Source organism: Komagataeibacter diospyri, from assembly GCF_043995075.1.
Taxonomy (GTDB): Bacteria; Pseudomonadota; Alphaproteobacteria; order Acetobacterales; family Acetobacteraceae; genus Komagataeibacter; species Komagataeibacter diospyri.
Window position 1 is genome coordinate 3030028 of sequence record NZ_CP171836.1, and the last position, 22270, is coordinate 3052297.

The window sequence follows — 22270 nt, forward strand, 5'->3', positions numbered from 1 at the left end:
TTTCTGCAATGCTCTTCAAATAACCAGCACGGCCCGGATATCGTTCACGTTGGTCAGGGTGGGGCCGGTCATGATCAGATCGCCTGTCTGCTGGAACAGCGTGTAGCTGTCATGCCCGCGCAGACAGGCGCGTGGGTCACACCCCAGTGCGCGGGCACGGGACAGGGTAGTGGGGGTGATGATGGCGCCTGCCGCGTCCTCGGTCCCGTCAATGCCGTCACTATCCGCCGCAATCGCCCAGATCCCCTCATGCCCCTGCAGGGTATTGGCCATGGACAGCAGGAATTCCGTATTGCGTCCTCCCCGTCCCGGCGGGGGAAGGGCGGGGTTGATGGTCACCGTCGTCTCGCCGCCTGACAGCAGCACCGCAGGCCCCGCCACCGGCATGCCATGCTGGCGTGCGGACAGGGCGATGCCCGCCATGAACGTGCCCGCGTCGCGGCTTTCCCCCTCCAGTGCATCGCCAAGGACCAGAGGGGTCAGCCCCAGTTCACGCGCCGTGCTGGCGGCGGCCTGCAACGCCATGAACGGCGTGGAAACAAGGGTATAGCGATTGCGCGGGGAAAGCGTGCTGGTGATCGGAGGGCGCATGAGCACGCGCTGCACCGCATCGGGCACGGTAATGCCGTAATGCGTGATGATGGACCGGGCATCGGCTGACGTGGTGGGATCGGCCACGGTCGGGCCGCTGGCGATGGTCAGCGGGTCGTCCCCCGGCACGTCGCTTATGGCCAGTGTCACCACACGTGCGGGACTGGCGGCGGCAGCCAGACCTCCACCCTTGATGGCCGACAGGTGGCGGCGCACCACGTTCATGTCGCGTATGCTGGCCCCGGAATGCAGCAGGGCATGGTTGACCGCGCGAATGTCATCCAGTGTCAGGCCATCCGCCGGTAGTTCCAGCAGCGCCGATCCTCCGCCCGAAATCAGGGCGATGACAAGATCATCCGGTCCCAGCCCCGCCACTTCGGCCATCATGGTCTGCGCGGCAGCCTCACTCCGGCTGTCGGGCACGGGATGGCTGGCTTCCAGCACGCGGATGCGGCGCGTGGGGGCCATATGTCCGTCGCGCGTCACCACGCATCCCGTCAGGTCCACATCAGGCCATGCCTGTTCCAGTGCAGCCGCCATGGATGCGGCGGCCTTGCCCGCGCCGACTACCATGCATTTTCCCTTTGGCCGCTGTGGCAGGTAGCGCGCCAGAACGACATCGGGCATGGCGCTGCGGATGGCGGCATCCAGTATGCGGCGCAGGGCCGTGCGCGCATGGTCGTCCGTCCAGTCCGTGGCCGTGGTGAGACGTGGTGTGGCGGAAAACGGGTGGATGGTGGCGTCGTTCATTGCAGTGGTCCAGATCCTTCATGCATGCACCGGTGCGGACCGGGTGCATATCATAACGCATGGTGTGCGGGCGGGATGCGCACTGGCCCCTGCGCCGGTTCCATACCATCCATGCAGCAGGGGACAGTGTGTCACAATTATCACGTCTGTATCAGGATGCGGGGAAAGCCCGGCCTGCGGGGGGTTACACACGCTAAATTGGGGGGCTGACATATGGATTGGCGGGGGCGATGGTGATACGCGGCAGATGGCCTGCACCCACGCGCAGGCGCCACAGCAGAAAGGACAAGGGCATGGAGAACTGTGTGCTGGACGCGCGTCCTGTCACCTCCACGCATCCGCCCCATGGGATGGTGCAGCCTTATCTGATCTTTCCACGTCCGGAATGGGCGGCACTGCGCGCGAATGTGCCCCAGTCGCTGGGGGAGGCGGACATCGCCGCCCTGCGGGGGCATAACGAGCCGGTCTCGCTGGAAGACATAACCGAGGTCTACCTGCCGCTTTCGCGCCTGCTCAACCTGCATGTCATGGCGACGCGCAGCATGAACAACATGGTCAAGAGCGCCTTTATCGGCGCACCGGCGGTGACCATGCCGTTCGTGATCGGTATCGCGGGCAGTGTGGGCGTGGGCAAGAGTACGTTCGCCCGCCTGCTGCAGGCGGTGCTGTCGCGCTGGCCCGACCACCCGAATGTGGCGCTGGTCACCACCGATGGCTTCCTGCATTCCACCCGTGAGCTGGAGCGGCGCCACCTCATGCACCGCAAGGGCTTTCCCGAAAGCTATGACCTGCGGCAGATGATTGCCTTCCTCGCCGCGCTGAAGGCGGGGGAACGTAACCTGAAGGTGCCGGTCTATTCGCACGAAGCCTATGATATCGTGCCCGACCGCTATCAGGTGATCGACCAGCCCGACATTCTGATATTCGAGGGGCTGAACGTGCTGCAGACCGTATCCGAACAGCCGTTCATGGCGTCCGATTTCTTCGATTTTTCCATTTATCTGGATGCCGATACACAGGTGATCGAGGACTGGTACGTAAGGCGTTTCCTGTCCCTGCAGCGCACGGCGTTCCGCAAGCCGACATCCTATTTTCACCACTGCGCCGACCTGGCACCCGATGAGGCCGCGCGTATGGCGCATGATATCTGGCGGCGCATCAACCTGCCCAACCTGCAGCAGAATATCCTGCCCACGCGCGAACGTGCCCGCGTGGTCATGCACAAAAGCCCCAGCCACGCGATCGATACGGTGTGGATGCGCCAGATTTAAGACGGCATTTCAAAACCACCGATTGATAAAAAGAATGAAAGTTTCTGGGTGCCGCCTTTTTGCAAAAAGCTTCACCAAAGACTTTTCATGGCTGGTGGATGCCGAGGGCAATAAAAGGCGGCCCGGATTGCTCCCGGCCGCCCATGGCGTGTGGTGTCGTACCGTCTGCCTTATGCGTTCAGGTAAACGGTCTTGGTATCGACATAGGCTTCCAGCCCGTACTGGCCGTCTTCCCCGCCGATGCCGCTGTCGCCATAGCCGTGGTGGAAACCCTGCGCGGCCTCGCCACCTTCGCGGTTGACGTAAATCTCACCAAAGTTGAGTTCATTGGTCATGCGCATGATGTTTTTCAGATTCTGCGTGAACATGTAGGCCGACAGGCCGTAACGCGAATTGTTGGCCTGGGCGATGGCGTCATCAAAGTCCCTGACACGGATCAGTGACAGCACGGGACCGAATACCTCGTTGCGCACAATGTCCATGTCGCCTTTCACGTTGGTCAGCAGCGTGGGGGCATAGAAATTGCCCTTGTCATAGTCTCCGCCCGTCAGGCGCCTGCCACCCAGTTCAACCTTTGCCCCCTGTTCCACGGCCCTGCGTACCATGGCGTCGACCTTTTCAAGTTCCTGCGCGCTGATCTTCGGCCCCATGTCGGTGTTTTCATCCAGTGGGTTGCCGGTTTTCAGGGCTTCGACCTTCGTGCGCAGGCGCTTCAGGAAATCATCATAGACCGCCGTATGGACATAGGTGCGTTCATTGGCGGTGCAGACCTGGCCACAATTCATGAATCGCGCGGCGACGGCGGCATTCACGGCGGCGTCGATATCCGCATCCTCCATCACGATGAACGGGGCCTTGCCACCCAGTTCCAGCCGGACTTCCTTCAGCCCTTCGGATGCGGCGGCCATGATCTTGCGGCCCGCGGGCGTGCTGCCGGTCATGGTGATCAGCTTCGTGATCGGGCTGGTCACCAGTGCGTTGCCCACGGTCACACCACCGCCGGTCACGACATTGAAGATCCCTTTTGGGAAACCGGCTTCAACCGACAGTTCGGCCAGCGCCAGGGTCGAAAGCGGGGTCAGTTCATGCGGCTTGATGACAAAGGTATTGCCTGCCGCCAGCGCCGGACCCAGCTTGCGCGCGGTCAGGGCAAGGGGAAAATTCCATGCCGAAATACCGGCCACCACACCGTGGGGGATTTTTTCGATCAGGATTTTCTCACCGGGGCGGCTGCCGGGGATGATGTTGCCTTCCAGCCGGCGGACGTTTTCAGCGGCGAAGCGGATCAACTGGATGGCAAAACTGACCTCGATCCGGGCCTCCTTCAGCGGCTTGCCGTTTTCGGACGTGATGATGCGCGCCAGCTTTTCCGTATCGCGCCGGATCAGTTCAATCAGGCGATACAGGTAATCCGCCCGGTCGGTCGCAACCTGTCGGCTCCATGCGGGAAAGGCGTCCTGCGCGGTCTGCAGGGCGCGGTTGACGTCGTGTTTACCCGCGACCGCCACATGGGCCAGTACTTCCCCGGTTGCGGGATTACGGATGGTATCGCGTTCGGTATTGTCGGCCTTGGACCATGCGCCACCAATGAACAGGTCATGGTTTTTTGGCTTGGTCATGGGGAAATCTCCGTTTTCAGTCAGTAGTAGAAAGTTGCCTGCCATACGGCGGGACGCCGCGCGCGGCAACGCCACCCGCACCGGTCTGGTCCGGTGCAGGGGAGGCATGCGCGGTGGCAGGGCAGGCGGAAGGAAACAGGCGGGAGAAGGTCAGGACTGCAGGAAGGGACGGCCTTCGTGGGCTACCAGCAGGTCATGCATGTCGGTTGCATGTTCTTCTTCTTCCGCAAGGATCTTTTCAAGCATGATCCGCGTTGTCGGGTCATGGTCGGCAAAATAGCGGATCAATTCGCGGTAATGTTCGATGACCAGCCGTTCGGCCACAAGGTTCTGGCGCACCATTTCCACCAGATTGCCGCCATCGCCATATTCGGTGGCGGAGCGGGTCGCCAGTCCTTCGGGTGACAGGTTGGGAACACCGCCAAGCTGGTCGATACGGTCGGCCGCCCACATCATATGGGCACGCTCTTCCTTGGCGTGGGTCGCGAATTCGCTTGCGACACTTTCGCTGGTAATGCCCGTGACGGAAATGGAATGCATGGTATAGCGCAGCACACACACAAGTTCGGTCGCAACGACAGTCTGCAGCAGGTCGATCGCGGTCTGGACATTGCCCTGATATGCGGGGGTGAGGGCACCTTTCTCGATTGCCTTCTTCGCGCGTTCACGCAGGGTCTGTACATCGGTCAGGAACGTATTTTCGCCTGTCTCGGACATGATGTTCTCCTTGTCGGTTCCGGGCATACAGGTGACGGCATGTCCGTTACGGATCATTGCTGGTGCTAACGGGCCGGGCGGAAAGGGGTTCCTTCACAGGGCGGTTTTGAGGTCGGGACAGTCCGCAAACGGTCTAAATGCGGGAAAAACGGGTTTTTCGTTACGTCAGGCGTTGCCATTCACGTCCAGATCATTATTGATCTGTACTAATAAGACCTATTTGCATTAAGGATGAAGTAAACGGCATGGTATCATTCAGCGCAGGCCAGTCTGAAAAGCCTCCCCGCCGCGCGTTGAGCGACGACGCCTATGAGCATGTGCGTCGCGGGCTGATCCGCAGCCGTTACCGCTCGGGCGAACGGCTGGTGCTGCGACCGCTGGCGGCGGAACTGGGGCTAAGTCCCACCCCCGTGCGTGAGGCGCTGCTGCGCCTTGTGTCCGAACATGCACTGGAACTCAACGACCGCAATACCGCCGTCGTGCCTGCCATGACCCAGCGCAGTTTTGCCGAAATCCATGATCTGCGTGTTGATCTGGAAATGCGCCTTGCCGCCGCTGCCGCCCAGCGTGCGTCCGATCATGGGATCGAGGCGCTGGTCATCCTGCAGCAGCAGTTCATGAATGCATCGCACGCATGCGATGACGGGGGCATGGCGGCGTTCAACGCCGATTTCCATACTACAGTGGCGACACTGGCCGAACTCCCCCTGACAGCCACTATCCTGCGCAACCTGTGGATGCGGATCGGGCCGATCTATGCCCTGTCACGTCCCATGATCCAGATGCAGCATGAAGGGCGCACCCACCCGCATGACGACCTGATCGCAGCCCTGCGCCAGCGAGACGTGGAGGCGGCGCAGGCGGCGGTCACGCGCGATTTCGAACACGCGCGCCGCTGGATCGAACCCCGCCTGTCCTGACGGGCCGTCCTGAACGGGGTGTAAACCCGGCCGGGCCAGGCCCTTACGGGCGGCCCGGCGTGCGGATCTGCGGTACCTCGATGTCGATTTCCAGCATCGAGACGGAATTGCCGCGGTCCAGCTTTACCTGCACCTTTTCCTGCTCGACAGGGATATGCCGCTTGATGACTTCCAGGATCTCCGCCTGCAGCTTGGACAGGAGGTCGGATTCATTGCCTTCTCCCGTACGTTCATGCGCCAGCAGGATCTGCAGCCTGTCGCGGGCAACAGGGGCGGATGTTTTCGTGCCGCGACCAAAAAGGGAACCAAACAAGCTCATCAGCTTTTCCCCTTGAACAGGCGTGCGAACAGTCCCCTGCGTTCGGTCGGGACCGTGATTTCCAGCTTCTCCCCTTCCAGCCGGCGCGCGGCTTCGGCATAGGCACGGGCAGGCGGGCTGTCGGGACTGCTTAACGTGACCGGCGCGCCAAGGTTCGACGCACGCAGCACTTCCTCGCTTTCGGGAATGATGCCCAGCAGCGGGATGGACAGGATTTCCAGCACGTCCTCGATCCGCAGCATTTCGCCGCGTGCCGCGCGCGCAGGGTCGTAGCGGGTCAGCAGCAGGTGCTTTTCAATCTTGCCGCCGCCCTTCGCCTTTTCGGTCGTGCTGTCCAGCATGCCGATGATCCGGTCACTGTCGCGCACGGACGACACTTCGGGGTTGGTCACGACAATGGCGTGGTCGGCATGGTACATGGCCAGTTGCGCGCCGCGTTCGATCCCGGCGGGGCTGTCACAGACCACCCAGTCGAATTTCTCACGCAGTTCCTGCATGACGCGGGCAACGCCTTCGGCCGTCAGGGCGTCCTTGTCGCGCGTCTGGGACGCGGGCAGGATCGACAGCGTCTCGATGCGCTTGTCACGGATCAGCGCCTGCGACAGCTTGGCGTCGCCCTGGATCACGTTGATCAGGTCGAACACGACCCGCCGTTCGGCCCCCATCACGAGGTCGAGGTTGCGCAGGCCGACATCAAAATCGACTACGACGACATTCTGCCCGGTCTGTGCCAGTGCGGCGCCCAATGCAGCGGTTGAGGTGGTCTTCCCGACGCCTCCCTTGCCGGATGTGACAACCAGCACTTTTGCCATTGAGGTACTTCCTTGTCCGCTTTTAGGGGGTGTTTTCTTGTTCATGACCTGATGGATACGGTTGGATGGTTGGCACGCGTAAGGAGCGTGACGGGAGACTGTCGGGTGCCTGCCTAGCGTTTGCGCACGGGAAAGGCAGACGGCACAAGCGGCTGCACCACAAGTGTGTCATTAGTGAGGACGATCTGCGCGGGTTTTTCAACATACTGCGGATCAATTTCCTCCGCAGTTATGTAATATCCGTCGATCGCCAGCAGTTCCGCCTGCATGGAATGGGCGAATATGCGGGCGTCGGGCTGACCGTTCATGCCCGCGATGGCGCGGCCGCGCAGCGGACCATAGACATGGATCGACCCGCCGGCCGTTACCTCGGCGCCCGACCCGACGGAGCCTACGATGATGATGTCGCCATCGGGGTTCATGATGACCTGCCCCGAACGGATGGGCTGTTCGATGATCATGGACGACCCGCGTGGTGGCTGGGGCTGTGCGGGAGCAGCGTCATCGGGTATTTCCACGGCGCCGGATGCACGGCCGCCCATGAACCCCGATGGCCAGTCCCAGCCGGCGCAGGCGGCCCATGCGGCATCGCCGCCTTCTATGCCGATGACGCGGATGCCGCGCGCGCACAGCGCAGGATAGAGGTCGGCCAGTCCTTCCGTCGTGGCGTCCAGCAGGGACAGGTCAAGGATGACCGGCTTGCCGGCAAAGAATGTGCTTGAACGCGCGATCTGCGCATCAAGCCCGGCCAGCCAGTCGGCCAGCACGGGTTCAGGCGACAGCACCAGGGCAAGGAACGACCGTCCGCGTGCGCGGATTTTCGGTGTGGGACGCAGTTCGTCGGGCAACGTTATCCTGTCCTGTCTGGTGAATGGGACGTGTTGTTTCCAGCTACCGTGCCATGCGGTAACTGTCGAGGGGCGGATGCCTTATTAACCTGTCATGCATCCATACTTTTCCATGCCTGCGCACTCGGGGCTTGGCGAATGGCGGGACAATGCAATAAAGCGGGAACATGCGCATCCTTTACCACCTTCCCCTGTCCCCCTATTCCCGCAAGGTCCGCCTCGTGCTGGGGGAAAAGCGCTTGCCGTTCGAACTCAAGACCGAGCGTGTGTGGGAACGCCGCCCTGAATATCTTGACCGCAATCCTGCAGGCACGGTGCCCATGCTACAGGAAAGCAACGGGTTGTGCATTCCCGATTCGTGGGTCATCTGCGAATATCTGGAGGAAGCCTATCCCGACACCCCGCTGCTGGGCCGCACGCTGGCCGAACGGGTGGAGGTGCGCAGGCTGGTGGTCTGGTTCGACGAGAAGTTCGGGGCAGAAGTGTCGCGCAACCTGCTCAATGAAAAGGTGATGAAGCGTATTTCGGGCAAGGGCAACCCTGATGGCGCTGCCCTGCGCGCGGGGTATGCCAATATCCGCACCCATCTGTCCTATATCGACTGGCTGGCCGAAACGCGGCAGTGGCTGGCGGGCAACATGCTGTCGATGGCGGATTTCGCCGCAGCCGCCCACCTGTCCTGCCTTGATTTCCTTGATGACGTGGACTGGTCGCGCGCACCCGCGGCCAAGGACTGGTACGCCCGCGTCAAGAGCCGTCCGTGTTTCCGTGCCCTGCTACAGGACCGCATCACCGGTTTCACCCCTCCCGCCCATTACGCGGATCTGGATTTCTAAAGATATGACAGCACAGACCGCCGGTTTCAGCGCCATCGTGCTGGGGGCCGGGGCCGCGGGCCTTATGGCGGCCGCTACGGCAGGGCAGGCGGGCGCGCGGGTGCTGGTGCTGGACCATGCGCCGCATGCGGGCCGCAAGATCCTGATTTCCGGCGGTGGCCGGTGCAATTTCACCAATATGGATGCCGGGGCGGGGCAGTTCCTGTCCGCCAACCCGCATTTCGCCAAATCGGCGCTGGCGCGGTACACGCCCGCCGATTTCCTGGACATGGTGCAGCGCCATCGCATCCCGTGGCATGAAAAGGCGGCGGGTCAGCTGTTCTGTGACCGTTCGGCACGCGACATCGTGGACATGCTGCGGCGCGAATGCGCGGCGGGGCAGGTGGATGTGCGGGTATCGCACCGTATCATCGATGTGACGCGTGACGGGGCCGGGCATTACCGGGTCGAGACGGATCATGGCATCTTCCATGCGCCCAACCTGATTGTCGCGACCGGCGGCCTGTCAATTCCCAAGCTGGGGGCAACGGGGCTGGCTCACGACCTTGCGCGCCGGTTCGGGCTGCGCATCGTTCCACCCGCGCCAGGTCTTGTGCCGCTGACATTCGGCGCGCAGGACCGTGAATGGATGGAACCGCTGGCCGGGCTGTCGGTCACGGTGGGCATTACCTGCCTGGCCGGGGAAGGGCGGCAGGCGCGTCAGGTCACCTTCCGTGACGGTATGGTCTTTACCCATCGTGGCCTGTCGGGGCCTGCCATCCTGCAGGCCTCGTCATACTGGCAGCCGGGACAGGTGTTGGACATCGACCTGCTGCCCGGCATCGATGCCGGCCGCAGGCTGCTGGAGATCAAGCGCGATCGCCCGCGTGCGGGCGGGGTGGCCATGCTGTCCATGCTGCTGCCGCAGCGCCTGGCCCAGCTTATGGCGCAGGCGCACCTGCCTGACGGGCAGCTTGCGGGCATGCCCGATGCGGTGCTGGCCAATGTCGCCAGCGTCCTGTCCAGCTGGCGGCTCAACCCGCATGGCACCGAAGGCTATGTGAAGGCCGAGGTCACGCGCGGCGGAGTGGATACGGACTGCCTGTCCTCACGCGATATGCAGGCGCGTGACGTGCCAGGCCTGTTCATGGTGGGGGAAGCGGTGGATGTGACCGGCTGGCTGGGCGGCTACAATTTCCAGTGGGCATGGGCCAGCGGCCATGCGGCGGGGCAGGCGGTGGCGGAACGCGGCGGCTGATGCTGTTCGCGTCACAATCGTTTCTGGTTGTCTTCCTGCCGCTGGTTCTCGGTCTGTATTACGCCGTGGGCGACAGTCGTGCCGCGCGGCAGGGTGTCATCATCGCAGCCTCGATGCTGTTCTATGGATTGTGGGACTGGCGTTTCGTGCCGTTCTGGCTTGCGATGATCGGGTTCAGCCAGATGATCGCCATCCTGTGGGGGCGGACCGGCCGGCGCATCTGGTTGCGGGTGGGGATCGTGGGCAACCTTGCCGTGCTGTTCGGCTTCAAATATGCCGACTGGCTGGTGGGCAGCGTCCTGCACCGGGCGGGGCTGGATCATGCGGCATGGCCCATCGTGCTGCCGCTGGGGCTGTCTTTTTTCATATTCCAGAAGATATCCTACCTTGTCGATCTGGGACGTGGGCAGGCGCGGGTGTACCGGCTGGCGGATTTCATGGAATTCGTCACGTTCTTCCCGCAACTCGTGGCTGGTCCCATCGTGCGGCATAACGAACTTATCCCGCAGTTCGACATCAACCCCCGCAATGCCGCGATGTGGGAAAACCTTGGCCGGGGTGGCCTGCTGCTGCTGATCGGGCTTGGCAAGAAGGTGGGGCTGGCCGACACGCTGGGCACCATCTGCGCGCCGGTGTTTGATGCAGCCCATGCGGGCCATGTACCGGGTATGGGGGCGGCATGGCTGGCGGCGGTGGCCTACATGCTGCAGATCTATTTTGATTTTTCGGGTTATTCCGACATGGCCATCGGCATGGCGCTGATGATGGGCATCCGCCTGCCATTCAATTTCAACGCGCCTTATGCGGCGGTATCGGTGCGGGATTTCTGGCGTCGGTGGCACATGACGCTGTCGCGCTTCCTGCGTGATTACATCTACATCCCGCTGGGTGGAAACCGCTGCGTGCCGCTGCGGCAGGCCGCCAACGTGATGGTCACCATGTGGCTGGCGGGCGTGTGGCATGGGGCTGGGTGGACCTTTGTCGTGTGGGGCCTGCTGCATGGCGCGGCACTGGCGGTGGCCCATGCGTGGGACCGGGCGGGGCAGGCCATGCCGCGCGTGGGCGGGTACGTGCTGACCGTCGGGTTCGTGCTGCTGACATGGGTGGTGTTCCGCGCCGCCGACCTTGCAACGGCAGGACGGATGCTGGGGGCGATGGCGGGACTGCATGGCATAAGCGGGGCCGCCATCCGGCATCCGGTCGTGCTGGGGCTGGCGGCGTGTGTGGCGGTGATTGGTCCCGTGTCACAGCAGGTGGTGCTCGAACGCCTGCGGCCCGCACCGTGGATGGCGGTGGCGGCAGGTATTGCTTTCGTGCTGCTGGTGTTCCTGATTGGCGGGCGGCCGCCCGAGCCCTTCATCTATTTCCAGTTCTGACATCGCGTGTCATTGCCGTATGGGGCATGTATTGTGTCGGGGGTACTGGTATTGAAGGGCAACAGTTCCCAGATTCAGTAATGGTCCGCCACGTGGGGCCGCTATGATTACAGGCAGGAGCATATGGCAGGCAGGCGTGACAGCATGGATAACGAGCCGGCGGACCTGTTTGGCGCGCCCCCGCCACAGCAGGACAGGCGTGGCCCGGTCCCGTTTCCGGCCCATGAATCCAGGTCCCCCGCGCGCACCCAGCCGCTGGCTGACCGCCTGCGTCCCACCACGCTGGATGAGGTGGTGGGACAGGATCACCTGCTCGGGCCGCAGGGCAGCCTGCGGCAGATGCTTGCGCGCGGGTCGCTGGCCAGCCTGATCCTGTGGGGCGGGCCGGGTGTGGGCAAGACCACCATCGCGCGTCTGCTGGCCGATGCGGCGGGCCTGCGCTTCGTGCAGCTTTCGGCGGTGTTTTCCGGTGTGGCTGACCTCAAGCGCGCGTTCGAGGATGCGCGGCGCACAAGTGCGAATGGCGGCGGCACCTTGCTGTTCGTTGATGAAATCCACCGCTTCAACCGCGCGCAGCAGGACGGTTTCCTGCCGGTGGTGGAAGATGGCACGGTGGTGCTGGTGGGGGCCACGACGGAAAACCCGTCCTTTGCGCTCAACAGCGCATTGCTGTCACGCTGTCAGGTGCTGGTGCTGCACCGGCTGGATGACGCGGCGATGGAAAAACTGCTGGAACGCGCCGAAGCAGCGACCGGCATGACCCTGCCGCTGACGCCCGAAGCCCGTGCCACCCTGCGCGCCATGGCGGACGGCGACGGGCGCTACCTGCTGAACATGGTCGAGCAGCTTCTGGCCCTGCCACCGCAGAAGGCGCCGCTGGACCCCGGTGGCCTGTCCAGCCTGCTTGCACGTCGCGCGGCACTGTATGACAAGGACCGGGAGGAGCATTACAACCTGATCTCCGCGTTGCATAAATCCATGCGCGGATCGGACCCGGATGCGGCGCTGTACTGGTTCGCCCGCATGCTGGAAGGCGGCGAGGACCCGCGCTACATCGCCCGCAGGCTGACCCGTTTCGCCGCCGAGGACGTGGGCATGGCCGACCCGCAGGCCCTGCCGCTGGCGGTCGCCGCATGGGAGACTTTCGAACGGCTGGGGTCGCCGGAGGGAGAACTGGCGCTTGCGCAGCTTGTGGTGCATCTGGCCACGGCACCCAAGTCCAATGCGGTGTACAAAGGCTACAACATGGCCCGCCGTGCGGCACGCGCTACCGGCAGCCTGATGCCCCCGGCCCATATCCTCAACGCGCCGACCACGCTCATGAAGGATATCGGCTATGGCAAGGGCTATGAATATGACCACGATACGGAAGGTGGCATATCGGGCCAGAATTACTTCCCCGACGGCATGCGCCGCCCGAAACTGTACCAGCCCACCGGGCGCGGATATGAACGTGAAGTGGCACGACGACTGGACAGTTGGAACAGAGTGCGCGAAAGCCGTGGGTCATGAGTGTCGTTACCCTTACCGTCAGTGATGACGAAGCCGATATCCGCCTCGACCGCTGGTTCCGCAGGCATTACCCCCATCTGACGCAGGGTGCGCTGCAGAAGCTGTGCCGCACGGGACAGGTGCGCGTGGATGGCAAACGCGCCACCGCCGCCACCCGTCTTGAACCGGGGCAGGCCGTGCGCGTGCCGCCCATCCCCAATGCGAACCGTCCTCCGCCACTGGCGGTCAAGCCGCTGGACGAACGGCAGGTGCGCGAGATCAACAAAATGGTCGTCTATCGTGATGACCATGTGATCGTGCTGAACAAGCCCGCGGGCATCGCGGTGCAGGGCGGTCCCGGCATCACGCACCATATCGACGCGCTGCTTGATGGCCTGCGCGAAAACCCCGATGACCCGCGGCCGCGTCTGGTCCACCGTATTGACCGTGATACGTCCGGCCTGCTGCTGGTGGCGCGCACGCCCGGGGTTGCGGCCAAGCTGGCGGCAGCCTTCCGGGGGCGTGACGTGCACAAGGTCTACTGGGCGGTGGTCGTGGGCCGCCCCAGCCCTGCCACGGGCATCATTGACCAGCCGCTGACCAAGCTGGGCGCGGGTGCGGGTGCTATCAGCGTCGTGGCCGAACGCGGTGACGCGGACGCGGTGCATGCCCTGTCGGAATACGAGGTGCTGGATGCGGCAGGGCGCAAGCTGTCGTGGCTGGCGCTGTCACCACTGACAGGCCGCACCCATCAGTTGCGCGTGCATTGCGAGGCACTGGGCAACCCCATATTGGGTGATCCGAAATATGGCGGTGACATAGCTCATGTCACGGGCTTTACGGATAAGCTACATCTGCATGCCCGCAGGCTGGAACTGCCGCACCCGGCAGGTGGCACGCTGGTGGTCGAGGCGGACCTGCCCCCCCACATGCGTGAGACATTCCGGCAGATCGGTTTTGTCGCACCCGCCACGGCGCAGCCCCGCCGCAGCTAGCGCGGCCAGAATGGTACAGGACAGGAATTGAAATGGCACAGAACGGAAATGCACGGCGCATACTCCTTGGCTCGGTCGCAGCGCTGGTCGTGATCGCGGGCGGGGCGGGGCTTGCGGTCAAGTCCATGCTGGACCCTGATGCGCTGCGCACCAAGGCCATTGCCGCGATTGAAAAGCAGACCGGTCGCAAGGTGCGCATGGGGGGGCTGGAACTGCATGTCTTCCCGACGCTGTCGCTGTCCGTAAGTGATGTCGGGCTGTCGGACATGGCCGGTGGGGCCTATACCGACATGGTGACGGCGGAAAAGCTGCAGGCCAGCGTGGGATTGATGGCGCTGCTGCACCATGAAATCCGGCTGGAAGACCTGAAGCTGGTCCACCCTGTCGTCCATCTGGAACGCACCGACAAGGGCATGGCCAACTGGCGTCTGTCGCCCACCGGCGCGCAGGCCACGGCCACGGCTGACACCAAAACCACGCAGGCCGCGTCCGACTGGAAAGTGCAGATCGGCAGCATCCGCATAAGCAATGCCGACCTTGACTGGGACGACCAGATGTCGGGCAGCAGGGGCAAGGTGGTGCTGGATCATATCAACCTGTCGGATGTTGATGGCGCAAAGCCCGAAATTGACGTGGCTGGCCATAATGACAGCGGCAGCTTCACGCTGGCGGGGCATACGGGTGCGATCAACCTGACATCCACCGCGCGCGCGGGCTGGCCGGTTGCGTTGCAGGCGGCGTTCAGGGCTGGCGGGCAGCAGGTCGGCCAGCTGGCGGTGGATGGCACGGTGGCTGACCCCGACCACATGAAGGGCTACAACATCACGCTGGATGGCAATATCGCCAGCCTGAAGGCGATCGAGGCGTTCGTCCCCGGCCTGAGCCTGCCTGACGCGCGGCGTCTGTCGATCAAGGCCAACGTGGTTGATGGCAGTGCGGCGGACAAGGAAGGCAGCACGCCGCTGCTCAATTCCCTGCATCTGGACACGGGCGCGGTTGATGCCGGGCAGTACCTGTCCGGCCTGACATTGCAGGGGCTGTCGGTTGACGCGCCGGGTCCGAAGGATGCCGTGACCATCCGCAGCCAGGGTACATGGCAGGGACAGGGGCTGAAACTGTCCGGCACGCTGGGGTCGCTGCAGCAGGTGGAGCAGGCGGCGCTGTCGCATCTGGCCGATCCGCTGCCGCTGTCGCTGGACCTGTCGGGTGATCCGGGCAGCCTGCGTGTCGCGGGCACGCTGGGCGGGTCGCGCGCGGTGGTTAATGTCAACGCAACCGCAGGCAAGCTGCCGCTGCCCAATGGTGCCGTGATCGATCATCTGGAAGCCTCGACCCATCTGGTCAGCGAGGATAACGGCGCGCATTTCCAGCTTTCGGATATTGCGCTCAAGAGCACGCAGGTCTCTCTCAAGGGGGCACTGGACCTGTCGGTTCACGGTGGGCATGCGGGCGTGCCGCTGGTCAGTGGCGCGCTTGATGCAAGCTGGGTGAACGCGGATGCCCTGATGGGTAACACGACCACCACCAGGGCCGACGCAAACACTGTCGCGCCTGCGAATGGCAAAAGCAGTGACGAAACGCTGCCGTTCGACCGGCTGCGCAAGCTGGATGCGGACCTGCGCCTGACTGTGGCGCAGCTGGAATTCGAAGGTGATGAATACCACAATGCCCTGACCCATATCAGCCTGCGTAACGGGCTGCTGAAGGTCGATCCGCTACAGGCCGAAGGCACCGGCCGTCGCCTGTCGGGCCAGTTTGAAGTCAATGCATCGGGCAGCGTGCCCACCGTATCGGGCACGATCGGCACGCTGGTGCTGCCGGCGACATGGCTGGAAAGCAAGGCGGGCCTGTCCAACATGGTGCAGGGTGCGCTGCAGGTCGTGGGTGAAGTGCATACGCAGGGTAATACCGCGACCGAACTGCGCACCGCCATGACCGGGCATCTTGGCGTGTCCATGGTCAATGGCACGGTCAGCGGCAGTGCGCTGGGTGAACTGCTGGGGGATGCGGCGCGTGGCGCGCTGGGTTCCGGCCCGATCGCGCTGCGCTGCTTCGGCCTGCATATGAGCATGGCGGACAAAAAGGCGAATGTTGACACCATCGGCGTGCAGACCAATGCGCTGACCGTGACCGGCAAGGGCACGGTGGGCATGGTGTCGCATGACCTGGACCTGCATCTTGTGCCGCAGGTCATGATCAGCGGCACCGGGGCCAGCGTGCCGCTGCGCGTGGGGGGCACGCTTTCCGCGCCCCGTCCCAAGATGGATGGCGGCGCAGATGGCCGTTACGCCATCGGCCTGCTTCTGGGCGGTTCGGACAGCAAGGCGGCGGTCGATCCCTGTCCCGCGACGCTGAAGGCCGCGCGTGAGGGACAGGCTGGCCCCGAACCCACGACGGCGGCACCCAAGGCAAAGTCCTCTGGTGCGGCGGGCCTGCTGGGCAACTCCAAGTCCTCACCGGATGTGAAGAAGGCGGCTGGCCTGCTGAAGGGGCTGGGTATCCTGAAATGACGCAGGGTAACGGGATGAAGGAGGGGGTAAGTCCCCCCACACCCCAGACACAGGGCAGGCGCAAGCGGTTCTGGGCACTGGCTGCCGCCCGCCCGGCGGAGGGCGGATTCAGTGTCGAACTTGACGGGCGTGGCATCCGCCTGCCCGGCGGGACGCCGCTGTGTGTCACGTCCCGGGCGCTGGCCGGTGCGATTGCCGATGAATGGGCGCATGCCGGTGGAGAAAAAGGGGGAGATTTCACCCCCGATGACCTGCCATTGACCCGTATTGCCGGCACCATGATTGAACGCGTCGCCCCCGACCCGGCAGCGCAGGTAAGTGCCCTGCTGCATTACGTGGATGGGGAACTGCTGTGCTACCGCGCGGATTATCCCGCCCTGCTGTGCGCGCGCCAGAAGGCGGAATGGGACCCGCAGCTTGCGTGGCTGCATGCCCGTTATGGCATCGATATGGCGGTGACGCAGGGCATCATGCCCCTGTCACAATCGCAGGCGGTGCATGTGGCGTGGCGCAGCATACTGGAAAAGACGGATAATCCCACGCTTGCGGCGCTGGGTGTGATGGTGCCTGCCATGAAAAGCATCGTGCTGGGGCTGGCGGTCGTGACCGGCGCGCTGTCTGCCGCGAAGGCAGCCGAGATCGCATCCGTGGATGAACGCACCCAGATGGAAATATGGGGCAGGGATGACAGGCAGGAAGAAAGCCTGCGTCTGGCGGCGGTCGAGGTGACTGACGCATCGCGTTTCCTGCGCCTGTGCCATATGGCCTGAGGCAAAGGGCAGCCTGAAAAGGCAGCACCTAAAAACTTTATTTTCAGTCGTCTACAAACAGAAACGGCCCGGCATTGCACCGGGCCGTTTTTTTGTGCGTCTCAGGCGATCAGGGCACCAGCACCGTGGCGCTGGCCAGGCAGGCTATGCCTTCCTCGCGCCCGGTAAAGCCAAGACGTTCGGAGGTCGTGGCCTTGACCGAGATCCGGTCGATATCGACCTTCAGCAGTTCGGCCAGACGGGCGCGCATCGCTTCCGAATGGGGGCCAATCTTGGGGCGTTCACAGATCAGGGTCACATCGGCATTGACCAGCATGCCGCCGCGCTGGCGGATGCGTTCGCCCGCATGGACCAGGAAGCGCGCGCTGTCCGCGTCCTTCCATTCATTCTGGCTGGGGGGGAAGTGGCGGCCGATGTCGCCTTCGGCCAGTGCGCCGTAAATGGCGTCGCACAGGGCGTGGATGCCCACATCCGCATCCGAGTGGCCTGCAAGGCCGCGCGTGTGCGGCACGTTGATGCCGCACATGATCAGGGGCCGGTTTTCGGCAAAGGCGTGTACGTCGTAGCCCGTCCCGGTGCGCGGCAGCAGGGTCGGGCCGATCAGGCGTTCCAGGCGCACCAGATCCTCCTTGTAGGTCAGTTTGATGTTGTCTTCCGAACCGGGAACGATGGCCACGTGGTGTCCCGCCTGTTCCAGCAGGGCAGCGTCATCGGTGGCGTCGGCGGCACTGGCCGCGCGGTGCAGGTCACGCAGCAGCGCGAAACGGAAACCCTGCGGCGTCTGGGCGCGGAACAGGTCGGTGCGGGGCACGGTATCGGTAATGATTCCGTCCTTTGCACGCTTGATGGTGTCGGCCACCGGCACGGCGGGGATTACGCCCGGGTGCTTTTCCAGTGCCGCGATCACGCCCTGCGTCACCTCGGCCGGGACGTAGGGGCGCGCGCCGTCATGGATCAGCACCAGTTCGGGACGCGCGTTTTCAGGCAGGCGGTCAAGGGCGTCCAGACCGGCGCTGACGCTGGCCTGTCGCGTGGCCCCGCCCGGAACAATCGGCAGGACCGTGCAGCCGGTGGGGGCGAACCCCTCCAGCGCACTGGCCAGCAGGGCGGGATCGCCCACGGGCTGGATCATGCCGACATGAGGAGCAAGGGCATCCGCCGCATGGCGGATGACGGGTCGCCCGCCGAGCGTGACATACTGCTTGGCGAGGGGTGTCGCGGTCTGGGCGCTGTACCGGCTGCCCTGACCCGCGGCGAGAAGGATGGCTGCAACACGCATGATGCGGAGCAATGCGGCCATGTGGCCCGCGCGTCAAGCACTGAGCGTGGACTGACTGCCCGCGTGGGTGCATTGGCCTGCACGAAAATGTTTCCCCAATGCACCGAACCTGATTGCACGGGGCGGCGGGAGAGGGTATTCTGCCTAAATCATAAGCATTATTGGTGGATATTGCAGCCGGCATGCCTTTCTGCCGCCATCGGGCGCGGCTGGGGTTTTCGGCGGGGAAGCGTGGTTCATGTCGTCTCAGCTACTGTCGCCCATTGATCTGGGGGGTGGGGTCGTCCTTCAGGCGCCCGTCATTCTGGCGCCCATGGCCGGGGTGACCGACCTGCCGTTCCGCAGGCTGGCGCGCAGGCTGGGGGCGGGGCTGGTCGTGTCCGAAATGATCGCGTCATGGGCCATGGTGCGGGAGAACGAGAACACACTGCGCATGGCTGAAGTTGCGGATGACGGCCCCAATTCCGTGCAGCTGGCGGGCTGCGACCCCGACGCCATGGGGCAGGCCGCGCGGATTGCGGTCGATCGCGGGGCGGACATCATCGACATCAATTTCGGCTGCCCGGTGAAAAAGGTGGCGGTGGGGCAACTGGCCGGCTCCGCGCTGATGCGCGACGAGGTACAGGCCGCCCGCCTGCTGGAAGGGGTGGTCCGCGCGGTGGATGTGCCCGTGACACTGAAGATGCGCATGGGCTGGGACCACAACAGCCTGAACGCCCCCAGACTTGCGCGGATTGCACAGGAATCGGGCATACGCATGGTGACGGTCCATGGCCGCACCCGGCAGCAGTTCTATAACGGCACGGCGGACTGGCATTTCGTCCGTAACGTGGTGGATGCGGTGGACCTGCCGGTTATCGTCAATGGCGACATCCTGACGGTGGAAGATGCCCGCGTGGCGCTGGAACGTTCTGGCGCGCGCGGCGTCATGATCGGGCGTGGCTGCTATGGCCGTCCATGGTTCCTGGCGCAGGTGGCGCGCGCGCTCATGCATGGCGAACACGTGCCCGAACCCGACCTTGCGGCGGAAAAAGCCATCGTGCTGGAACATTACGGCATGATGATCGACCATTTTGGCGCCCATCCTGGCCTGCGCCTCGCGCGCAAGCATGTGTCGTGGTACTCGGCGGGCCTGCCGGATTCCGCGGGTTTCCGCGCAGCAGTCAACCGGGTCGATACGGTGGATGCGGCCATTGGCATGATCCATGAATTCTATGATCGCCAGATCGAAGCGGGCAATGTGCGCGGGCCGCGCCCGTCCACCGTAGGGGCGGAAAGGGCCGCGGCACAGGCGGCATGAGGATGGGTCCGCTTTCCCCTGTTTCCCATGTGCCGTGCGCGCCCGATAACGTGATGGGCAACGGGCGCGTGATCCTCGACTCGCTGGCGCTGCCGGTTATGGTTGTGCGGGCGGATAACGCCATCGGGTATGTAAACAGCGCGGCGGAACCGTTTTTCGGCATGTCGCGCGCGCATCTGGTTCAGATGCGCCTGACCGATATCCTGCCCGGTGACAGTCCGCTGTTTCTGCTGATGGAACAGGTCCGCGCGCAGGACCATACGGTGGTTGAACACGAAGTCACGCTGGAAAGCCCCCGCCTGCGCCATGACGGGGTGACGGTGCAGGGCGCGCCGGTCATGGAAGAACCCGGTTCGGTCGTGCTGACCTTTCATGATTTTTCAGCCGTGCGCGTGCTGGACCGGCAGCTGACCTTCCGCTCCGCCGCCCGCAGTGTCGCGGGTATGGCGGCCATCCTGGCCCATGAGGTCAAAAACCCGCTATCGGGTATCCGGGGGGCGGCCCAGCTGCTGGAAACATCGGTGGGCGAATCCGATCGTGAGCTTGCGGTCCTGATCCAGGACGAGGTCAACCGCATCCGTGACCTTGTGGACCGGATGGACATGTTCAGCGACCGGCCGATCGACCGTCGACCCGTGAACATCCACCGCGTGCTGGAACATGTGCGCAGGCTGGCGCAGCAGGGCTTTGCCGCCGATATCCGCTTTCACGAGGTGTATGACCCTTCGCTGCCGCCGGTATGGGGCAACCGTGACCAGCTGGTGCAGGTGCTGCTCAACCTGGTCAAGAACGCGGCCGAAGCCCTGCATGCAAATCCCGATGACGCGGCCCCGCCCGAAATCACCCTGACCACCAGCTACCGTCCCGGCATATGGGTTTCCACCGGGGCGGGCAGCCAGCGCGTGCAGCTGCCGCTGCTGGTGTCGGTGCGCGATAACGGTCCGGGCATTCCCGAAAACATCCGCCCGCACCTGTTCGAACCCTTCCTGACAACCAAGACCACGGGCAGCGGGCTGGGGCTGGCGCTGGCTGGCAAGATCGTGGGCGACCATGGTGGCGTGATCGAGGTGGAAAGCCAGCCCGGCCGCACCGAGGTCCTGCTGCACCTGCCTGTCGTGACCGAGGGCCGGGACACACCATGATGTTCCCCCCACTGGACCTGAGAGATTTATAGCGTATGTCGCTGCCGACCATTCTTGTTGCTGATGATGACCGCTCCATCCGTACGGTGCTGAGCCAGGCGCTGGGGCGTGGGGGCTATCAGGTCCGCACCACCGCCCAGGCGTCCACCCTGTGGCAGTGGGTGGAGGAAGGCGAGGGCGACCTCGTCATCACCGATGTTGTCATGCCCGATGAAAACGGGCTGGACCTGATCCCGCGCATCCGCCGCATCCGCCCCGACCTGCGCGTTGTGGTCATGAGTGCGCAGTCCACGTTGATGACGGCGGTCAAGGCGACCCAGCGCGGCGCGTTCGAATATCTGCCCAAGCCCTTTGACCTCAAGGAAGTGCTGGCGGTGGTCGCCCGCGCGCTGGCCACTCCCGCCACCCCCGTGCAGCCGCTGGCCCCGCCGCAGCCGGATGAACAGATGTCGCTGATCGGGCGGTCGGTGGTGATGCAGGACATCTACCGCATCATCGCCCGCCTTACGACATCGGACCTGACGGTGATGATCAACGGTGAAAGCGGCACAGGCAAGGAACTGGTGGCCCGCGCCCTGCATGATTACGGGCGCAGGCGTACCGGACCGTTTGTCGCCATCAACATGGCCGCCATCCCGCGCAACCTGATCGAAAGCGAACTGTTCGGGCACGAACGCGGCGCCTTTACCGGGGCGACCAGCCGGGTTGCCGGGCGGTTTGAACAGGCGGCGGGAGGCACGCTGTTCCTTGATGAAATCGGGGACATGCCGCCTGAAGCCCAGACCCGCCTCCTGCGCGTATTGCAGGATGGGGAGTTCACGACCGTGGGCGGCACCACGCCCATCCGCGCCAATGTGCGCATCATAGCGGCCACCCACCGTGACCTGCGGCAGGCGATCCGGGCCGGTACCTTCCGCGAGGACCTGTACTATCGCCTGAACGTGGTGCCCATGCGTCTGCCGCCCCTGCGTGAACGGGTGGAGGACATTCCCCTGCTGGCGCGGCATTTCCTGAATGAAAACGCCGAAGGTGCCGGCAGTGTGCGCGTACTGGATGACGAGGCGATGGCACAGCTGCAGGCCTATCGCTGGCCAGGCAATGTGCGTGAGCTTGAAAACCTCATGCGGCGCATCACGGCACTCCATCCACAGGAAAGCATAGGCGCTGACATCATCGCAGCCGAACTGGCCGAGGCCAGCAATACGGCAGCACCAGGGGAAAGCGCGGGCGGCGGCACTGCCGAGACACTGGCCGAGGCGGTGGAACGGCACCTGCGCCGCTTTCTGGCATCCGGGCAGGACGGGATGCCGCTGAGCGATATTTACGACAAGGTCATTGCCGAGGTCGAACGCCCGCTGATTACCATGACGCTGGCAGCCACGCGGGGGAACCAGATCCGGGCGGCGGCCATGCTGGGGCTGAACCGCAATACGCTGCGCAAGAAAATCAGGGACCTGGATATTCCGGTCGTGCGCGGCGGCGCGTGA

Annotated in this window: 19 protein-coding genes; 12 read left to right on the plus strand and 7 right to left on the minus strand. The window is 64.0% G+C overall.

Annotated elements, in window-relative coordinates; genetic code table 11:
* Positions 1-15: 15 nt before the first annotated feature.
* The gene (locus ACE2AA_RS14165) at positions 16-1341 is read right to left on the minus strand and encodes a glycerate kinase (RefSeq protein ID WP_395370213.1); all 1326 of its coding nucleotides are present in this window, start codon (positions 1339-1341) and stop codon (positions 16-18) included.
* A gap of 293 nt (positions 1342-1634) precedes the next feature.
* On the opposite strand from ACE2AA_RS14165, the gene coaA reads away from it, so the two are divergent.
* Positions 1635-2612, plus strand: a complete 978-nt coding sequence (gene coaA / locus ACE2AA_RS14170; RefSeq protein ID WP_141262079.1) for a type I pantothenate kinase — start codon at positions 1635-1637, stop codon at positions 2610-2612.
* Positions 2613-2782: 170 nt separating this feature from the next.
* On the opposite strand, the gene aldA is transcribed toward coaA, so the two are convergent.
* Entirely contained in the window at positions 2783-4231 is a 1449-nt protein-coding gene (gene aldA, locus ACE2AA_RS14175; protein ID WP_141262080.1) for an aldehyde dehydrogenase, read from the minus strand.
* A gap of 150 nt (positions 4232-4381) precedes the next feature.
* A complete protein-coding gene (locus ACE2AA_RS14180; RefSeq protein WP_227002507.1) occupies positions 4382-4948 on the minus strand; it encodes a bacterioferritin in 567 nt (188 codons plus the stop codon).
* Positions 4949-5193: 245 nt separating this feature from the next.
* Here ACE2AA_RS14180 and ACE2AA_RS14185 point away from each other — a divergent pair, with 245 nt between their 5' ends.
* Entirely contained in the window at positions 5194-5868 is a 675-nt protein-coding gene (locus tag ACE2AA_RS14185) for a GntR family transcriptional regulator (protein WP_141262082.1), read from the plus strand.
* A gap of 43 nt (positions 5869-5911) precedes the next feature.
* Here ACE2AA_RS14185 and minE read toward each other — a convergent pair whose 3' ends face one another.
* From minE to minC, 3 genes are all read right to left on the minus strand, one after another.
* Positions 5912-6187: a cell division topological specificity factor MinE gene (gene minE / locus ACE2AA_RS14190; protein ID WP_141262083.1), complete on the minus strand. Its 276-nt coding sequence runs from the start codon at positions 6185-6187 to the stop codon at positions 5912-5914.
* Positions 6187-6999, minus strand: coding sequence for a septum site-determining protein MinD (gene minD, locus ACE2AA_RS14195; RefSeq protein ID WP_141262084.1), 813 nt, complete (start codon positions 6997-6999; stop codon positions 6187-6189). Before minD ends, minE begins: the two co-directional genes overlap by 1 nt.
* Positions 7000-7112: 113 nt before the next feature.
* On the minus strand, positions 7113-7847 hold the full coding sequence (minC, locus tag ACE2AA_RS14200) for a septum site-determining protein MinC (RefSeq protein ID WP_395370215.1): 735 nt from the start codon (positions 7845-7847) through the stop codon (positions 7113-7115).
* A gap of 167 nt (positions 7848-8014) precedes the next feature.
* Between minC and ACE2AA_RS14205 the strand changes: the two genes are divergently transcribed.
* The 7 genes from ACE2AA_RS14205 (at position 8015) to ACE2AA_RS14235 (ending at position 17062) form a co-directional block, all read left to right on the plus strand.
* The gene (locus ACE2AA_RS14205; protein ID WP_025437472.1) at positions 8015-8683 is read left to right on the plus strand and encodes a glutathione S-transferase family protein; all 669 of its coding nucleotides are present in this window, start codon (positions 8015-8017) and stop codon (positions 8681-8683) included.
* A gap of 4 nt (positions 8684-8687) precedes the next feature.
* Positions 8688-9920 carry an NAD(P)/FAD-dependent oxidoreductase gene (locus tag ACE2AA_RS14210; protein WP_395370217.1) on the plus strand — a complete coding sequence of 411 codons (1233 nt, stop codon included), beginning with the start codon at positions 8688-8690 and terminating at the stop codon, positions 9918-9920.
* Complete coding sequence (locus tag ACE2AA_RS14215; RefSeq protein ID WP_395370218.1) at positions 9920-11296, plus strand: MBOAT family O-acyltransferase; 1377 nt, start codon at positions 9920-9922, stop codon at positions 11294-11296. The genes ACE2AA_RS14210 and ACE2AA_RS14215 overlap by 1 nt, the downstream gene beginning before the upstream one ends.
* Before the next feature lie 123 nt (positions 11297-11419).
* Positions 11420-12808 (plus strand): replication-associated recombination protein A, encoded by a 1389-nt coding sequence (locus ACE2AA_RS14220; protein WP_141302248.1) that lies wholly within the window; start codon positions 11420-11422, stop codon positions 12806-12808.
* Positions 12805-13782 carry an RluA family pseudouridine synthase gene (locus ACE2AA_RS14225; RefSeq protein ID WP_141262089.1) on the plus strand — a complete coding sequence of 326 codons (978 nt, stop codon included), beginning with the start codon at positions 12805-12807 and terminating at the stop codon, positions 13780-13782. Before ACE2AA_RS14220 ends, ACE2AA_RS14225 begins: the two co-directional genes overlap by 4 nt.
* Positions 13783-13814: 32 nt before the next feature.
* Positions 13815-16292 carry an AsmA family protein gene (locus tag ACE2AA_RS14230; RefSeq protein ID WP_395370221.1) on the plus strand — a complete coding sequence of 826 codons (2478 nt, stop codon included), beginning with the start codon at positions 13815-13817 and terminating at the stop codon, positions 16290-16292.
* The gene (locus tag ACE2AA_RS14235; RefSeq protein ID WP_395370222.1) at positions 16289-17062 is read left to right on the plus strand and encodes an ATP12 family chaperone protein; all 774 of its coding nucleotides are present in this window, start codon (positions 16289-16291) and stop codon (positions 17060-17062) included. Before ACE2AA_RS14230 ends, ACE2AA_RS14235 begins: the two co-directional genes overlap by 4 nt.
* A gap of 109 nt (positions 17063-17171) precedes the next feature.
* On the opposite strand, the gene ispF is transcribed toward ACE2AA_RS14235, so the two are convergent.
* Positions 17172-18341, minus strand: coding sequence for a 2-C-methyl-D-erythritol 2,4-cyclodiphosphate synthase (ispF, locus tag ACE2AA_RS14240; RefSeq protein ID WP_141302296.1), 1170 nt, complete (start codon positions 18339-18341; stop codon positions 17172-17174).
* A gap of 238 nt (positions 18342-18579) precedes the next feature.
* Here ispF and dusB point away from each other — a divergent pair, with 238 nt between their 5' ends.
* Genes dusB through ntrC form a run of 3 tightly spaced genes read left to right on the plus strand, consistent with a single transcriptional unit; the run spans position 18580 to position 22270 of the window.
* Positions 18580-19641, plus strand: a complete 1062-nt coding sequence (gene dusB / locus ACE2AA_RS14245) for a tRNA dihydrouridine synthase DusB (protein ID WP_141262092.1) — start codon at positions 18580-18582, stop codon at positions 19639-19641.
* A gap of 2 nt (positions 19642-19643) precedes the next feature.
* Positions 19644-20783: a nitrogen regulation protein NR(II) gene (locus tag ACE2AA_RS14250; RefSeq protein ID WP_141262093.1), complete on the plus strand. Its 1140-nt coding sequence runs from the start codon at positions 19644-19646 to the stop codon at positions 20781-20783.
* A 35-nt stretch (positions 20784-20818) separates the two neighbouring features.
* Positions 20819-22270, plus strand: coding sequence for a nitrogen regulation protein NR(I) (ntrC, locus tag ACE2AA_RS14255; protein WP_141302256.1), 1452 nt, complete (start codon positions 20819-20821; stop codon positions 22268-22270).

Excerpts from the sequence above, each read along its gene's own strand:
- ACE2AA_RS14165 (WP_395370213.1), bottom strand. The coding sequence starts at position 1,341 with ATGAACGACGCCACCATCCACCCGTTTTCCGCCACACCACGTCTCACC.
- coaA (WP_141262079.1), top strand. The coding sequence starts at position 1,635 with ATGGAGAACTGTGTGCTGGACGCGCGTCCTGTCACCTCCACGCATCCG.
- aldA (WP_141262080.1), bottom strand. The coding sequence starts at position 4,231 with ATGACCAAGCCAAAAAACCATGACCTGTTCATTGGTGGCGCATGGTCC.
- ACE2AA_RS14180 (WP_227002507.1), bottom strand. The coding sequence starts at position 4,948 with ATGTCCGAGACAGGCGAAAATACGTTCCTGACCGATGTACAGACCCTG.
- ACE2AA_RS14185 (WP_141262082.1), top strand. The coding sequence starts at position 5,194 with ATGGTATCATTCAGCGCAGGCCAGTCTGAAAAGCCTCCCCGCCGCGCG.
- minE (WP_141262083.1), bottom strand. The coding sequence starts at position 6,187 with ATGAGCTTGTTTGGTTCCCTTTTTGGTCGCGGCACGAAAACATCCGCC.
- minD (WP_141262084.1), bottom strand. The coding sequence starts at position 6,999 with ATGGCAAAAGTGCTGGTTGTCACATCCGGCAAGGGAGGCGTCGGGAAG.
- ACE2AA_RS14205 (WP_025437472.1), top strand. The coding sequence starts at position 8,015 with ATGCGCATCCTTTACCACCTTCCCCTGTCCCCCTATTCCCGCAAGGTC.
- ACE2AA_RS14210 (WP_395370217.1), top strand. The coding sequence starts at position 8,688 with ATGACAGCACAGACCGCCGGTTTCAGCGCCATCGTGCTGGGGGCCGGG.
- ACE2AA_RS14215 (WP_395370218.1), top strand. The coding sequence starts at position 9,920 with ATGCTGTTCGCGTCACAATCGTTTCTGGTTGTCTTCCTGCCGCTGGTT.
- ACE2AA_RS14220 (WP_141302248.1), top strand. The coding sequence starts at position 11,420 with ATGGCAGGCAGGCGTGACAGCATGGATAACGAGCCGGCGGACCTGTTT.
- ACE2AA_RS14225 (WP_141262089.1), top strand. The coding sequence starts at position 12,805 with ATGAGTGTCGTTACCCTTACCGTCAGTGATGACGAAGCCGATATCCGC.
- ACE2AA_RS14230 (WP_395370221.1), top strand. The coding sequence starts at position 13,815 with ATGGCACAGAACGGAAATGCACGGCGCATACTCCTTGGCTCGGTCGCA.
- ACE2AA_RS14235 (WP_395370222.1), top strand. The coding sequence starts at position 16,289 with ATGACGCAGGGTAACGGGATGAAGGAGGGGGTAAGTCCCCCCACACCC.
- ispF (WP_141302296.1), bottom strand. The coding sequence starts at position 18,341 with ATGCGTGTTGCAGCCATCCTTCTCGCCGCGGGTCAGGGCAGCCGGTAC.
- dusB (WP_141262092.1), top strand. The coding sequence starts at position 18,580 with ATGTCGTCTCAGCTACTGTCGCCCATTGATCTGGGGGGTGGGGTCGTC.
- ACE2AA_RS14250 (WP_141262093.1), top strand. The coding sequence starts at position 19,644 with ATGGGTCCGCTTTCCCCTGTTTCCCATGTGCCGTGCGCGCCCGATAAC.
- ntrC (WP_141302256.1), top strand. The coding sequence starts at position 20,819 with ATGTCGCTGCCGACCATTCTTGTTGCTGATGATGACCGCTCCATCCGT.